Raw genomic sequence first — 13,279 nt, forward strand, 5'->3', positions numbered from 1 at the left:
TCCAGCATAAAAAAATGACCGGCAAAGTACGCACCCGCATCGCACCGTCCCCCACGGGCTTTCTTCACCTGGGCACGGCCCGCACCGCGCTCTATTCGTGGGCCTACGCACGCCACTACGGCGGCGAGTTCGTGCTGCGCATCGAAGACACCGACGTGGCCCGCTCCACGCAGGACTCGACCGACCAGATCCTGGCGTCGATGCACTGGCTCGGCCTGGACTACGACGAGGGCCCGATCTACCAGATGCAGCGCCTGGAGCGCTACCGCGAAGTGATCGCGCAGATGCTCGCGGCCGGCACGGCCTACCACTGCTATTGCACGCCCGCCGAGCTCGACGAGATGCGCGAGGCGCAACGCGCGCGCGGCGAGAAAACGCTGTACGACCGCCGCTGGCGCCCCGAGCCCGGCAAGGTGCTGCCGCCCGTGCCCGAAGGCGTGCCGCCCGTGGTGCGCTTTTGCAACCCGCCCGAAGGCGACGTGACCTGGAACGACCTCGTCAAGGGCGAGATCACCATCAACAACCGCGAGATCGACGACCTGATCATCCTGCGGCCCGACGGTGTGCCCACCTACAACTTCGCGGTGGTGGTCGACGACTGGGACATGGCCATCACGCACGTGTTCCGCGGCGACGAGCACATCAACAACACGCCATGGCAGATCAACATCTTCCGCGCGCTGGGTGCGCCGCTGCCCCAGTTCGGCCATGTGCCCGTCATCCTCGGCGACGACGGCCAGAAGCTGTCGAAGCGCCGCGGCGCGGTGAGCGTCACGGCCTACGAAGAAAACGGCTACCTGCCCGAGGCCATGCTCAACTACCTCGCGCGCCTGGGCTGGAGCCACGGCGACGACGAACTGTTCACGCGCGAGCAGATGGTGAGCTGGTTCGACGGCACGCATCTGTCGAAGAGCCCCGCCCAGTGGGACGCAGCCAAGCTCGCCTGGGTGAACGCGCAATACATCAAGGCCAAGAGCGGCGAAGAACTTGCACCGCTCGTTGCGGCGCAGCTACAGAAGAAGGGCGTCGTTGCGGACGAACGTTTGCCCGCAATCTGCGCGCTTTTCAAGGATCGCTGCGACACCACAGTGGCACTTTCCCAATGGGCAGAGGCCTTCTATGGGGACATCACCATCAGCGATGCCGACCGCGCACAGCACATCACCGAGGCCGTTAAGCCAGCAATTTCAACACTCGTTGAAAAAATTGATGACAGTGACCTGGGATAAGGCCTCAATTGCAGTTATGATCAAGGAAGTGCTCGCAGCACACAGCATGAAAATGCCAGTGTTAGCGATGCCAGTACGTGTGCTTGTGATGGGAACATCGCAGACACCGTCCTCGATTCAGTCCTCGAGATCTTTTCGAAAGAAAAAGTTATCGAAAGATTGAAAAAGGCCTGAAAAAACGGGCTATAATTCGAGGCTCGACACCCACACGGGGGTATAGCTCAGCTGGGAGAGCGCTTGCATGGCATGCAAGAGGTCATCGGTTCGATCCCGTTTACCTCCACCATTAAGTGTCGAGAGAGTTAGAAGATAAGTGCTGATCGCAGCACGGTTCCTAAGGTTTTGACCCTATCGTCTAGAGGCCTAGGACACCACCCTTTCACGGTGGCTACCGGGGTTCGAATCCCCGTAGGGTCGCCAGTTTCACGCAAGTGAAGCCGGCACAAGTGGTCAACACTTGGCTCCGTAAAACGAGCGAACGTTGTCTACCAGGAGTGGTAGTTCAGTTGGTTAGAATACCGGCCTGTCACGCCGGGGGTCGCGGGTTCGAGTCCCGTCCACTCCGCCAGTTCCGACGAGGGTTAGCAGATGCAAGTCTGCTAACCCTTTTGTCTTTCTGGCATCCGCGCGTGTCTGCACGCACGAACGGCAGCTCAGTCTCCTCCACACTTTTCGGTACGCAAGCAGCGTTCTAGCGCTGCAATCGATCACGTCAACGATCGAGAGTGCGTTGCCCACCATCCCAACTTTGATGCATGCCTTAACTCGGTATCGCTTTGCTTGACTTCGAAGCGTGAAAGGCGATGTCCGGTCGAGGAGAAAAACCCTCGAAACGAAGGGCCCGTTCCCTCTGATCGCAGTGCTTCGATGCCACTTTATGCGACCACGTTACATAGGCCCTCTCGCAGTCGAATAAACTTCGCCCCGCTTGCAGCTTGCATTCGTTGCTGCGCCGCCATAGGCAACATGGCGAAATTAACTCATTAGGAACTCAGTTGAACCGCATCGAACTCGTCGAAAAAATCGCTACCGCCCACAACCTCAGCAAGGCTGAAGCCGCGCGCGTCCTCGAGACCATCACCACCTCGATCGTCGCCGCAGTGAAGAAGGACGATCCCGTGCAGATCGTCGGCTTCGGTACTTTCAAGCAAGTGGCGCGCGCCGCACGCTCGGGCTTCAACCCCAGCGCCGGCACCAAGATCAAGATCGCCGCACAGAAGGTGCCGAAGTTCGTGCCGGGCGCCGCCTTCAAGGCCGCCGTGGACCCGAAGGCTGCCAAGCGCAAGGCCGACAAGGCCGTGGCCGCCAAGCCGGCTGCAAAGCCTGCTGCCGCCAAGAAGGCTGCCGCTCCCGCCAAGAAGGCCGTGGCCGCCAAGAAGAAGTAAGTAGTGCGCATCGCCGCGGCCCCGTGCCGCGGATGCCAACAAAAAAGGCCCTTCCGGGCCTTTTTTCATGGGCGCTGCCTTCGTGCAGGCTCAATCGGGTTGGATCACACCTTCGCTCAGGTAGCGCTGGTATTCGGAGAGCGGGATCGCCGTGGTCTGTGCGCTCCCGCCGTCGCCCCAGCTCAGCACCGCGCTGTCGGGCGCCAGCTGAACCTCGATCGGGCCCAGGGGGATCAGGATCAGGGGGCCGTCGCCGGCCCTGTATTCGACATCTCCGGTCACTTTCGCGTTCGCTGGCATGGGTACGTTCCTCGGGGTAGGGTGTCGGAGTTGCCAGCTTACAGCCCCCACGCGACAGCGGGGTCATCGGGCTGCGGCGATTTGTGTAGGCCTGCCCGCCGTTTTCGGCCCGCCGGTCACACAGCCGTCATGCGCCGCGTAGCACGCTTCGCGTGATGAAGACACTCCAGATCCTCGCGGCGTCGCTTGCCTGCCTGTTGGCGGTCGCCTTTGCCGTCGCGTGGAGGCCGGCAAGCCGGCAGGTGGCGACAGTGAGCGAGGCCACGTCCGCCGCCGCGCTGGAGATCCGCTGGCATGGCGGCGGCATCGTGCTGCAGGGAACGGTGCGCGACGTGGCCACGCAGCGCGCGCTGGCCGAAGGCGCCGCCGCGCGACTGGGCGGCGAGGCCGACCAGGTGACCGACTGGCTCGACATCACGCCCACGGCGCTGACCGTGGCCGACCCCGCGGCGCTCGCGCAGCTCATCCGCCTGGGGCAAGAGGGCTGGCACCTGCAGCGCCGCCCGGCCGAGGGATGGCTCGCGGTGCAGTCGCTCACCGACGCCCGCAGCGCGCAGGCCAGGGCGCTGCTGCAGGCGGCCTTCGGTGCCGACGTTCCCATGCGCCTCGTCCAGTTGCCCTGAGCCGAGCGTCCCCAGGCAGCGAAGGGGTTCACGCCTTCGTCATGCGCCGTGGCCAGCATCCGCCTCATTCCAAAACAGAGGAGAGGTTCATGCATCCATCACTGAAGCAGTTCGCCGCGGCGGGCGTCGTCCTGGCCACGCTCACCGCCTGCGGCGGCAGCAACAACAATGCGAGCGGCTTCGTGCCGCTGCCGCCCCCCGCGGCGTCCAATCCGCCCGTGCCCGCCACGATGGACGTCAAGCTCATCGCCTTCAACGACCTGCACGGCAACCTCGAGCCCCCGAAGCTGTCGATCACCGCGCCCGCCAAGGGCGGCGGCACGGTGCCGGTGCCGGCCGGCGGCGCGGCCTACCTGGCCTCGGCCATTGCCTCGCTGAAGGAAAAGAACCCGAACAACGCCGTGGTCTCGGCCGGCGACATGATCGGCGCGTCGCCGCTGGTGTCGGCGCTGTTTCTCGACGAGTCGACCATCGAGGCCGTGAACGCGATGAAGATCGACTTCAACGCGGTCGGCAACCACGAGTTCGACAAGGGCCAGACCGAGCTGCTGCGCATGAAGAACGGCGGCTGCGCGAAGAACACCGCGCTGGAGCCCTGCCGCGTGAACAAGAGCTTTCCGGGCGCGAACTTCGGCTTCCTGGCGGCCAACACGGTGAAGGGCGACGGCAACACGCTGTTCCCCGCCACCGGCATGAAGAGCTTCACCAAGGACGGCGCCACGGTGAAGGTGGCGTTCATCGGCATGACGCTCAAGGGCACGCCCAACATCGTCACGCCCGCCGGCGTGGCCGGCCTGAGCTTCAAGGACGAGGCCGACACCGCCAACGCGCTCATTCCGCAACTGAAGGCGCAGGGCGCCGACGCCGTGGTGGTGGTGATCCACGAGGGCGGCACCACCACCGTGGGCTACAACGACAAGAGCTGCGCCGGCCTGAGCGGCGACATCCTGCCGATCCTGAACAAGCTCGACAGCGCGGTCGACATCGTGATCTCGGGCCACACGCACCGCTCGTACGTGTGCGACTACCGCAAGACCAACCCGGCCAAGCCCTTCCTGCTGACCAGCGCCGGCCAGTACGGCACGCTGCTGACCGACATCAACCTGACCATCGACACGCGCACGCGCAAGGTCACGGCCAAGGCCGCCGACAACATGATCGTGCAGGGCGAGGCCTACACCGCCGGCGCCACCACCGTGGCGTTGACCGACCAGTACCCCGTGTTCGGCAAGAACCAGGAAGTGGCCTCGCTCATCAGCCAGTACCTGGCCATTGCCGGGCCGCTGGTGCAGCGCGTGGTGGGCCAGCTCACCGCCACGGCCACGCGCACACAGACCCCGTCGAGGGAAAGCGTGCTGGGCAACCTGATCGCCGACGCGCAACTGGCGGCCACCAGCCCGGCCGGCAAGGGCGCCGCGCAGATCGCCTTCATGAACCCGGGCGGCGTGCGCGCCGACCTCGCGCCCGCCGGCGACGGCAGCGTGACCTACGGCCAGATCTTCGCGGTGCAGCCCTTCGGCAACAGCCTGGTGGTGAAGACCATGACGGGGGCGCAGATCAAGGCGGTGCTGGAGCAGCAGTTCAACAGCGGCGCCAACACCGTGGCCGCGCCCAAGGTGCTGCTGCCTTCGGCCAGCCTGAGCTACAGCTACAGCCTCTCGGCGCCCGCGGGCTCGCGCATCACGAACATGGCGCTCAACGGCACGGCCATGGTCGACGCCACCAGCTACCGCGTCACGATGAACAGCTTCCTGGCCACCGGCGGCGACAACTTCACCGTGTTCAACCAGGGCACGGACACGCTGGGCGGCGACCAGGACGTGGATGCGCTGGAGGCCTACATCAAGGCCAAGAGCCCGCTCGCACCACCAGCCACCGACCGCATCACGGCGCTGCCCTGAGGCGAGGCCAAGAAAGAAGGGGGCAGGCCGGGTTCAGCCGGCCTGCGCGGCCTGTGTTCAAGCAGCAGCGTGCAGCCGCATCGGCTGCGGCTTGCCGTAGACCAGGCTGCGCCACACCCACTCGGCCGGCCCGAAGCGAAAACGCCCCAGCCACCAGCAGCTGAACAGCGCCTGCAGCGCGAAGATCCCGACGCCGGCCACCGCGATGCCCACCAGCCCGAACTGCGGCCCGATGCCCAGCCCGACGCCGTAGAACAGGCCGATGCCGAACAGCGTCTGCGCGAGGTAGTTGGTCAGGGCCATGCGCCCCATCGGCGCCAGCTTGCGCAGCCAGTGCCGCCACGCGGCGCGCTGGAACAGCAGCACGAAGGCCGCCATGTAGAACAGGCCTTGCGCCAGCGGCGCCGTCTCGCGCAGCAGTTGCGCCGCGATGCTGCCGATGCCGCCCTGCAGCCAGCCGCCCACGGCGCCGGTGCTGTCATAGTCCCCAAGGGCCGGCAGCACGGAGGCGACGACGCTGACGACAAGGCTCGCGCGCAGCAGGCGGACCCAGAAGCGCCGCTTGGCCACCGATTCCTGCAGCACGCCCGCGCGGCCGATGGCCATGCCGATCAGCAGCCGGCCGAACACGAACAGCGGCAGCCACCATATGGCGACGCGCATGCGCATGTCGCGCGCCAGGTTGCCCTGCAGCATCGTCGCCCAGTCGCCGCTGACGAAAGCGGTCCAGGCGGCCGCTGCTGCTTGCGGGCGGCTGGCCTGCGCCGGCAGCAGGTCGGGCACCACCGGCTGCAGCAGCACCGGCAGCACCAGCGCCACGCAGACGCCGAGCACGGCCAGCGTGCGCGTCGACAGCTTGGTGAACGCGAGCAGCAGCAGACCGAACACCGCGTAGTAGCGCAGGATGTCGCCCCACCAGAAGAGGTACGCATGCACGAGGCCGATGGCCAGCAGCACCGCCATGCGCCGCACGTAGAGCCGCGTGCCGTCGGCCTTGTTCGCACGCCGGGCGGTCTGCAGTGCAAAGCCCACGCCGAAGAGCAGGGTGAAAAGCGTGATCGACTTCGCGTCGACCAGCAGCTGCATCGCCAGCGCGATCGCGCGGTCCCACGCGGCCGAGGGCAGGGCGCCGCGCTGCGGTTGCGTGATGAACTCGTACAGCGAGAAGCTGCGCAGGTTGACCAGCAGCACGCCGAACAGCGCGAAGCCGCGCAGTGCGTCGAGCAGTTCGAGGCGCCGCGCGGAAGGCGCCGGCGCCGTGCGCGCGCGCGGGGAGGCGGTGTTCGATTGGCTCAGGGAGCCGCCCGCGGTCGAATAGCGCGGCAGCCTTGCAGGGTCGAATGTCATGGGGGTTCGCGGGTCCGGGTCGGGTGCCAGATGGCGGACGGCCGTTGTGCGAAGCCGCCCGCGCCAGACCTGCGATGCTATGAATCAGCATTGCATGAACATTGCGCCGCGCACCACCTTGCGCGGGTCAGGAGAAGAGGCGCGCCCTCAGACCGCCAGGTTCTGCTCCACGTCCAGCGTCTTGCGGCGCGCCAGCGCCAGGTTCGACTTGGCCTTGTCCAGCACGAGGTACACGAACAGGCCTTCCTTCTTCTGCATCGGCCGGATGATGTGGTACTGCCTGCCGAGGGTGATGAGGATGTCTTCGATGACATCGTTCAAGCCCAGGTCGCGCATGGTGCGCATCTTGGCGCGGACCACCTCGGTGTTGCCCGCGGCCGCCACCTCGAGGTCGACACCCGAACCGATCTGGCCCAGGATCATGCCGCTGCTCGAGTCGACCAGCGCCGCGCACAGGGCGCCGTCGCAGGTCATCAGGTCGTCCATGGATTGCTTGATATTTGCCATCGGAATCTTTCCTAGTCCCTCGCCCCTGAAAGTCGGCAGCCACCCGGGCGAAGAGGTGGGCGGCTGCCGGTGTCGAACCGATGCGGCCGGGGACGGGCCCTCAGGCGTGCTGCAGCGACAGCGTCGCCTGCTTCGCGAAGTACAAAACCTGGCCGATGATCGCGTCCTTGCCCGTGACCACGCTCACGATCAGCGTGAGCTCGGGGTGTCGCGCCTGCAGCATCAGGATGTGGCCGTGCGTTGCCTCGATGGACACGTTGTCGCAGTCGCCAAGGTTGCTTTCCTCGCCGGCCACGGCGCCCAGCGCCGCGAGCGAACTGGCAATGGCCGACAGGCGTGCCACCTGCGCCGTGTTCTCGACGCGCGCGGCCAGCTCCAGGCCGTCCTCGGTCGAGATCACCACGGCCTTCACGCCCTTGATCTCGCGCATCAGCGTGTCGATGACGGATTCGGCGGCGAGCTTGATTCTTGGTGTTATTTGCATGGCAGCTCAGGAATGAAAAGACGAGACAGAGAGAAAGGAAAGGCGCTCAGGTCTCGAGCTGGAGCAGCAGCAGCTCCAGCAACTCGACGACCTGCCGCGCGTCCGTGACGTTGGCCGGCAGCACGGGGCACAGCACGCCCTTGGCCTCGATGCGCCGGGCATAGGCGTCGATGCCCGGCTGCGGGTGCGCCTCCATGCGGCCCACGGCGACCACGCAGGCGGTCCTGGCGATCAGCTCGGCAAAGCCCTCGAGGTAGACGTCCAGGTCGGCCAGCGGGTCGGGGCGGCTGTTGTCCACCAGGATCACCAGGCCGAGCGCGCCGCGCCCCAGGATGCGCCACATGAAGTCGAAGCGCATCTGGCCGGGCGTGCCGTACAGGCGCAGCTTTTCGCCGTTGTCCAGCGTGAGTTCGCCGTAGTCGAGCCCGACGGTGGTGGTTGCCTTGGCGACCGACACGTCGGTGTTGCGCACGTCGGTGCTGACGGGGGGGATCTCGCTCACGGCGCCGATGGCGGTGGTCTTGCCGGCGCCCATGGTGCCGGTGAAGAGGATCTTGTGTTCGACGGTCATTTGGGCGCGGTCGGCAGCAGGCCGAGCCGGCTTCGGATGCGGGCCAGCAGGCCGGGTTGAACGGTGTCGCGGGCCAGCGCGACGGGGCGGCTGTCGGTGAGCGGCAGCACCGAGTCGGGCGCGGAAGGCGCGGCGGCGACAGCAGCAACAGCAGCAGCAGCGGCGGGTTGGGCGGCCTGTCGCGCGCCTTCGAGCAGGTCGGCGCGCCGGAGGTCGGCCAGAAAGTCGAGGCAGTCCTGCGGCGCCAGGCCCGAGCGCTGGCGAAGGAGCTGCAGCGAAGTGGGGCGCCCGGTCATCAGCGTGGCCAGCCGGATGCGCGCCGGCGTTTCGAGCAGCGCGGCGGGCGGCCAGCGCAGCAGGCGGAATTCTTCGTCTTCGGCGATGTGCCCGTCAGGCGCCGCCAGGCCCAGCCCGCGCGCGTGGACGACCATCGCGCCCAGCCGATTGAGCGTGTGTTCCAGCTCGTCGGCATGCAGCGGCAGCGGCAGGAAATGGCCGCCGCGCGGCGAATCGGCCGGGCCGACGGCCAGCACCGGCACGGCGACGGACGGCGCGGCGGCGTCGGTGGGCACCTGCTCGCCCACCACCCGCAGGTCGGCCTGCGCGGCTTTCCAGGCCCAGTGCTGGTGTGTGCGGTGGTCCAGCAGGCGCACCAGGGACTTGAACAGCAGCTCTTCCCTGGGCGGCAACCCCTCGACGCTGAAGCTTAGCAAGGCGCGTTGGCCTCTGGTCGCGGGGGTGGCTGCTGTCGTCATGGCTGGCGCGCGTGACGGGTGGGGGCCACAGATGGCACCGACAGGGAGCGAATAGGCCGATTTGAATGCAACTTAGGCTCTTTGGAGAATTTCGATGGAAGCGACGCGAAAAGCACCGGCCGAAACGAGGTCCAAGGTTGTATCAATATGTGCTGGCGTCGAAAATATAACACCTGTTGCAAATAAAAACACAAGATTACGGAGCGAGTTTTTTGGTGCCGACCGGGCGCTCGTTCATCGACGCCGTGTCTTCACGTAGGCCGATCTCCCAAGCCGGGTTTGCCCCGCTTCGGCGGAATTAGCATGGAACGCACCTGCCGTGGAAGGCAGAGGTTTCTTCATCGATCCATGCTTTTTTCAAAGGAAGACGTCATGAAAACCCTGAATCTCCGGATGCTCGCGGTTTCGTCCGCCGTGGTCCTGTCCAGCATCGCTTTCGTGGGTTGCACCACCACGCGGCCGCAGGATCAGGCAAGCAGCGCCTCGTCGCGCACGTCCATCGACGCACAGGTCGACGCCTCGCTGTCCAAGCTCTATGACTCCGTGAAGGGCTCGCGCGAGCTGGTCGCGCGCTCCAGCGGCGTGCTGGTGTTTCCCGCCGTGGTGGGGGCCAGCATGGGCGTGGGCGCCGAGTACGGGCGCGGCGCGCTGCGCGTGAACGGGCGCACGCAGTCGTACTACAGCACCACCTCGGGCTCGCTCGGCTTCCAGGCCGGCGCGCAGTCGAAGGCGGTGGTCTATGTGTTCACCACGCAGGCGGCGCTCGACAAGTTCCGCAACAGCAAGGGCTGGACGGCCGGCGCCGACGCCACGGTGGCGGTGGCGACCATCGGCGCCAACGGCAGCATCGACACCAACACCCTGCGCCAGCCGGTGGTGGGCTTCGTGATGACGAACGTGGGGCTGGAAGCCGGCGTTTCGCTGTCGGGGGCGAAGATCACCGAGATCCAGCTCTGATGACTCTGGCGGCCTGACCGCGCGCGAGCCGCGCGGGTCGGCTGGGTAAGGGGTTACTGGCCGAGCCGCGCCTGCAGCTCGGCCACCTGCTGGCGCAGCACGGTGTTTTCGGCGGTCAGCCGGATCACGCGCTCCTTCAGCAGCTGCATCGTCTCGACTTCATTGGCCTGCGGATCGTCGGCCACCTCGGCCGGCTCCTCGCGCGGCTTCTTCTTCGAATCGCGCACGCGCTTGGCGGCCTGCTTGAGCTCGTCCTTGCCGGCGTTGGCGGCAGTGACTTGCTCTTCAGCCGGCAGGGTGGCCACGGCCGCGGCGGTGTTGATGGAAATCACGCCCGACTTCACGGCCGCCACCAGCTCAGGCGCGGCCTGCTTCTGGATCTTCTCGATCATCACGACCTGGCTGCTGCTCAGGCGCGCGGCGCGGGCAATGGCCTCGCGGCTGTTCAGCGGGGCGGGCGGGGGCAGGGGCGTGGTGCCGTCTTCGCCCTCGGCGGGCGTGCCGGCCGGGGTGTCGACGTCGAAAGGCGCATCGGAGTCAGAAGCCGCCGACGCCGTGCGGGCCCGCTGCTCGTCCACGATGTCTTTCTTGCGCAACGCCAGCACGCCGCGCAGGAAGTCCGAGATGCTGCGCCGGCCCAGGTGCTGGTCGATCATCCACAGGTGCACGTCGTCCATGGTCTTGAAGCGCGTGTTCTGCACCGTCTGGAACGGCAGCCCGTGCTTCTGGCAGATGCCGTAGCGGTTGTGGCCGTCGACCAGCACGTCCCCCCACAGCACCAGCGCGTCGCGGCAGCCTTCGTTCAGGATGCTGCGCTCCAGTGCTTCGTACTCCTCCGGCGTCAGTGGGTCGATATAGGCTTTGAGTTCTTCGTTGACGACGATGTTCATGGGTACGGGGTCGGGGAGAGGGCGGGATTCTAGTTGGTGGCCGTTGGCGAGGGCCTGTCTCGCTTTCGGCCGCTCAAACGTCTAAGGGGTAAGAGATAGGGGAGGAGCAACTGGGAAAGCCAGGCCTTTTTCTGTCAAAAAGTAGTAATAGTTCTCATTTGCATTATCTAGAATGAACACTTCAGGAGTACCCATGGACATGTCGCTGCAGCCATCCGAGCCCACGCTGGGGGAGGTCTTCATCGCAAACCGTGCCCAGCTCCAGCGCGTTGCGCAAAAAATCGTCCGCACCGCGGACCTGGCCGACGAAGTGCTGCAGGACGCCTACCTCAAGCTCGCCGACGGCGCCGCCGTGCGCGATGTGCACAAGCCGCTGGGCTACTGCTGCCAGGTCGTGCGCAACGTGGCCTTCGACTACCACCGCCACCATTCCGTGGAGGCCAGCTACCGCACCTACTGCGAGGACGTCGAACTCGTGAGCCCGCCCAGCAACGACGCGCCGGAGCGCGTGCTCGACGGCCGGCAGGCGCTGGCCGTGATCGACCGCGTGCTCGACGCGCTGCCCGCGCGCACCCGCCTGGCCTTCGAGCTCAACCGCATCAGCGGGCTGACCCAGCGCGAGATCGGCGTGCGCCTGGGCTGCTCGGCCACGCTGGTGAACTTCATGATCAAGGACGCCGACGCCGCCCTGGAAAGCTGCCGCTACCTCGTTCAGGGCGACTGAGTTTCAAATTCTCCATCGGCGATACGATGCGCCGATGACAAAGGACACGGATCACGACCCGGTCTGGCAGGCCGCATGGACCTGGGTGCGCCGCCAGCACGAACGCGGCGCCTTCGACGACGCCGCCACGCGCGACGAATTCGCGCAATGGCTTGCCGCCAGTCCCCTTCACCGAAAAACCTACGACGAAGCGGGCCGCCTCTGGCTGCTCGTGGGCCTCGTGCCGCCCGTCAACGACGTTCCGCCGCCCGAAGCGGGCGACGCCGTGCGCCACTAGCGCCGGCTGCCGCGCGGCAGCCGCGCGACGACTAAACACCGGCGCCCGCGCGCCGTCATGTATCGCAAAGGGAAGACGCTTCCGCTTTGCCGCATGAACCATGCGCGAAACGTGCGAGGCCTCTTGCCTGTCGTCTCAACAACCCCAAGAGGACCGCACATGTCTACCAGCTGCTTCGACCGTGAGGACGAGACCTTCATCGTTCTCGTCAACCACGAAGAGCAATACTCGATCTGGCCGCAATGGAAGGCCGTGCCCGGCGGCTGGAAGGCCGTCGACGGCGTGCAGGGCGACAAGAAGACCGTGCTCGACTACGTCGAGAAGAACTGGACCGACATGCGTCCCAAGTCGCTGCGCGACTGGATGGCGCAACAAGAAAGCGCCCCTGCCGCCGCTGCCTGAAGCGCGCATGCAGGCGACCCTTTCCCTGCTGTGCCTGCCGTGCGCGGGCGCCAGCGCCACCATGTACCTGCGCTGGCGGCGCCTGCTGCCGCGCTGGATCGAGGTCGTGCCGGTCGAGCTGCCCGGCCGGGGCGGGCGCCTGGGCGAGGACTTCGTTCAAGACTTCGATGCATTGGTTGCGCAGCTGTGCGCCGAGCACGACACCGCCTTGCGCGGCAACTTCGCGCTCTTCGGCCACAGCATGGGTTCGCTGCTTGCGTGGGGCATCGCGCAGCGGCTGCGCGCCATGGGCCGGCCGTTGCCGCGCGCGCTGCTGGCGTCCGGCAGTGCCGCGCCCGCGCATCGCGACCCCGACCGCTTCGTCGACATGAACAACGACGAGGCCCTCGTCGGCGACCTGCGCAAGCAGGGCGGCACGCCCGAAGAACTCTTCGACAGCCCCGAGCTGCTGCGCATGACGCTCGACACCCTGGCCGCCGACTACCGCGTGTGCGAGAGCTTCGCGCACCGGGGCAGCGAGCCCTTGCCGGTTCCCCTGCATGTGTTCGCGGGGCGCGACGACGACATCGAGCCGTGGCGCATGCAGGCGTGGTCCGCCGAGACCGCGCACGAGGACGGCTTCACGCTCGATTGGTTCGAGGGCGGCCACTTCTTCATCCGGCAGTACGAGGCGCGGGTGCTCGCCGCGCTGACGCAGCGCCTGGCCCGGTCCGTGGCGGGAGGAGCCCATGCGCCTCGTGCCCTTGCATGACCTGCTGCCGCTGCCGGCGGGCATCGAAGTCCATCGCCTGGACCTGAACCTCGATGCGGAAGAAGACGGCGTTGCCGATGCGCACGTGCCCGACGAGCACGTGCGCGCCCGGCGCTTCGTGCGGCGCGCCGACCGCGCGCGCTTCATGCAGGCCCGCGCCGCCGTGCGCCGCCTGC

General features: G+C 66.7%; 15 protein-coding genes, 3 tRNA genes and 2 pseudogenes. 13 read left to right on the top strand and 7 right to left on the bottom strand.

Annotated features, from left to right (window positions below; genetic code table 11):
* The first annotated feature begins 14 nt into the window (after positions 1-14).
* From gltX to BMG07_RS20680, 5 genes and pseudogenes are all read left to right on the top strand, one after another.
* Positions 15-1,403, top strand: a pseudogene (gene gltX / locus BMG07_RS20660) (glutamate--tRNA ligase).
* Between the two features lie 36 nt (positions 1,404-1,439).
* Positions 1,440-1,515: transfer RNA gene (locus tag BMG07_RS20665), tRNA-Ala, on the top strand.
* Between the two features lie 58 nt (positions 1,516-1,573).
* Positions 1,574-1,649: transfer RNA gene (locus BMG07_RS20670), tRNA-Glu, on the top strand.
* A 71-nt stretch (positions 1,650-1,720) separates the two neighbouring features.
* Positions 1,721-1,797, top strand: a tRNA-Asp gene (locus BMG07_RS20675).
* 427 nt (positions 1,798-2,224) lie between these two features.
* Entirely contained in the window at positions 2,225-2,614 is a 390-nt protein-coding gene (locus BMG07_RS20680) for an HU family DNA-binding protein (protein WP_198086141.1), read from the top strand.
* 90 nt (positions 2,615-2,704) lie between these two features.
* On the opposite strand, the gene BMG07_RS20685 is transcribed toward BMG07_RS20680, so the two are convergent.
* Positions 2,705-2,914, bottom strand: coding sequence for a hypothetical protein (locus BMG07_RS20685; RefSeq protein ID WP_198086127.1), 210 nt, complete (start codon positions 2,912-2,914; stop codon positions 2,705-2,707).
* Positions 2,915-3,069: 155 nt separating this feature from the next.
* Between BMG07_RS20685 and BMG07_RS20690 the strand changes: the two genes are divergently transcribed.
* Together BMG07_RS20690 and BMG07_RS20695 are read left to right on the top strand one after the other, a co-directional pair.
* On the top strand, positions 3,070-3,537 hold the full coding sequence (locus tag BMG07_RS20690) for a hypothetical protein (RefSeq protein ID WP_198086128.1): 468 nt from the start codon (positions 3,070-3,072) through the stop codon (positions 3,535-3,537).
* Between the two features lie 89 nt (positions 3,538-3,626).
* Positions 3,627-5,438, top strand: a complete 1,812-nt coding sequence (locus BMG07_RS20695; RefSeq protein ID WP_198086129.1) for a bifunctional UDP-sugar hydrolase/5'-nucleotidase — start codon at positions 3,627-3,629, stop codon at positions 5,436-5,438.
* A 57-nt stretch (positions 5,439-5,495) separates the two neighbouring features.
* Here the strand turns inward: BMG07_RS20695 and BMG07_RS20700 are convergent, their stop codons facing one another.
* The 5 genes from BMG07_RS20700 to BMG07_RS20720 all read right to left on the bottom strand — a co-directional run bounded on the left by BMG07_RS20700 (position 5,496) and on the right by BMG07_RS20720 (position 9,060).
* Positions 5,496-6,785 carry a DUF418 domain-containing protein gene (locus BMG07_RS20700; RefSeq protein ID WP_198086130.1) on the bottom strand — a complete coding sequence of 430 codons (1,290 nt, stop codon included), beginning with the start codon at positions 6,783-6,785 and terminating at the stop codon, positions 5,496-5,498.
* A 147-nt stretch (positions 6,786-6,932) separates the two neighbouring features.
* Entirely contained in the window at positions 6,933-7,292 is a 360-nt protein-coding gene (locus tag BMG07_RS20705) for a hypothetical protein (RefSeq protein WP_198086131.1), read from the bottom strand.
* A gap of 100 nt (positions 7,293-7,392) precedes the next feature.
* On the bottom strand, positions 7,393-7,776 hold the full coding sequence (locus tag BMG07_RS20710; protein WP_198086132.1) for a roadblock/LC7 domain-containing protein: 384 nt from the start codon (positions 7,774-7,776) through the stop codon (positions 7,393-7,395).
* Positions 7,777-7,822: 46 nt separating this feature from the next.
* A complete protein-coding gene (locus tag BMG07_RS20715) occupies positions 7,823-8,347 on the bottom strand; it encodes an ATP/GTP-binding protein (protein WP_198086133.1) in 525 nt (174 codons plus the stop codon).
* Positions 8,344-9,060 carry a hypothetical protein gene (locus BMG07_RS20720; RefSeq protein WP_269759217.1) on the bottom strand — a complete coding sequence of 239 codons (717 nt, stop codon included), beginning with the start codon at positions 9,058-9,060 and terminating at the stop codon, positions 8,344-8,346. The genes BMG07_RS20715 and BMG07_RS20720 overlap by 4 nt, the downstream gene beginning before the upstream one ends.
* Before the next feature lie 414 nt (positions 9,061-9,474).
* Between BMG07_RS20720 and BMG07_RS20725 the strand changes: the two genes are divergently transcribed.
* Positions 9,475-10,059, top strand: coding sequence for a YSC84-related protein (locus BMG07_RS20725; RefSeq protein WP_198086135.1), 585 nt, complete (start codon positions 9,475-9,477; stop codon positions 10,057-10,059).
* Between the two features lie 53 nt (positions 10,060-10,112).
* Here the strand turns inward: BMG07_RS20725 and BMG07_RS20730 are convergent, their stop codons facing one another.
* Entirely contained in the window at positions 10,113-10,949 is an 837-nt protein-coding gene (locus tag BMG07_RS20730; RefSeq protein ID WP_198086136.1) for a plasmid replication/partition related protein, read from the bottom strand.
* Between the two features lie 193 nt (positions 10,950-11,142).
* Between BMG07_RS20730 and BMG07_RS20735 the strand changes: the two genes are divergently transcribed.
* From BMG07_RS20735 to BMG07_RS20755, 5 genes and pseudogenes are all read left to right on the top strand, one after another.
* Positions 11,143-11,673, top strand: a complete 531-nt coding sequence (locus tag BMG07_RS20735; protein ID WP_198086137.1) for a sigma-70 family RNA polymerase sigma factor — start codon at positions 11,143-11,145, stop codon at positions 11,671-11,673.
* Positions 11,674-11,707: 34 nt separating this feature from the next.
* The gene (locus BMG07_RS20740) at positions 11,708-11,950 is read left to right on the top strand and encodes a DUF4880 domain-containing protein (protein WP_198086138.1); all 243 of its coding nucleotides are present in this window, start codon (positions 11,708-11,710) and stop codon (positions 11,948-11,950) included.
* Between the two features lie 159 nt (positions 11,951-12,109).
* Positions 12,110-12,352, top strand: a complete 243-nt coding sequence (locus BMG07_RS20745; protein ID WP_198086139.1) for an MbtH family NRPS accessory protein — start codon at positions 12,110-12,112, stop codon at positions 12,350-12,352.
* Between the two features lie 7 nt (positions 12,353-12,359).
* Complete coding sequence (locus tag BMG07_RS20750; RefSeq protein WP_198086140.1) at positions 12,360-13,103, top strand: thioesterase II family protein; 744 nt, start codon at positions 12,360-12,362, stop codon at positions 13,101-13,103.
* Positions 13,081-13,279, top strand: a pseudogene (locus BMG07_RS20755) (4-phosphopantetheinyl transferase); the annotation flags it as partial. The gene BMG07_RS20750 and the pseudogene BMG07_RS20755, both read left to right, overlap by 23 nt.

This window comes from Variovorax sp. E3, assembly GCF_016082275.1.
Lineage (GTDB): Bacteria > Pseudomonadota > Gammaproteobacteria > Burkholderiales > Burkholderiaceae_C > Variovorax.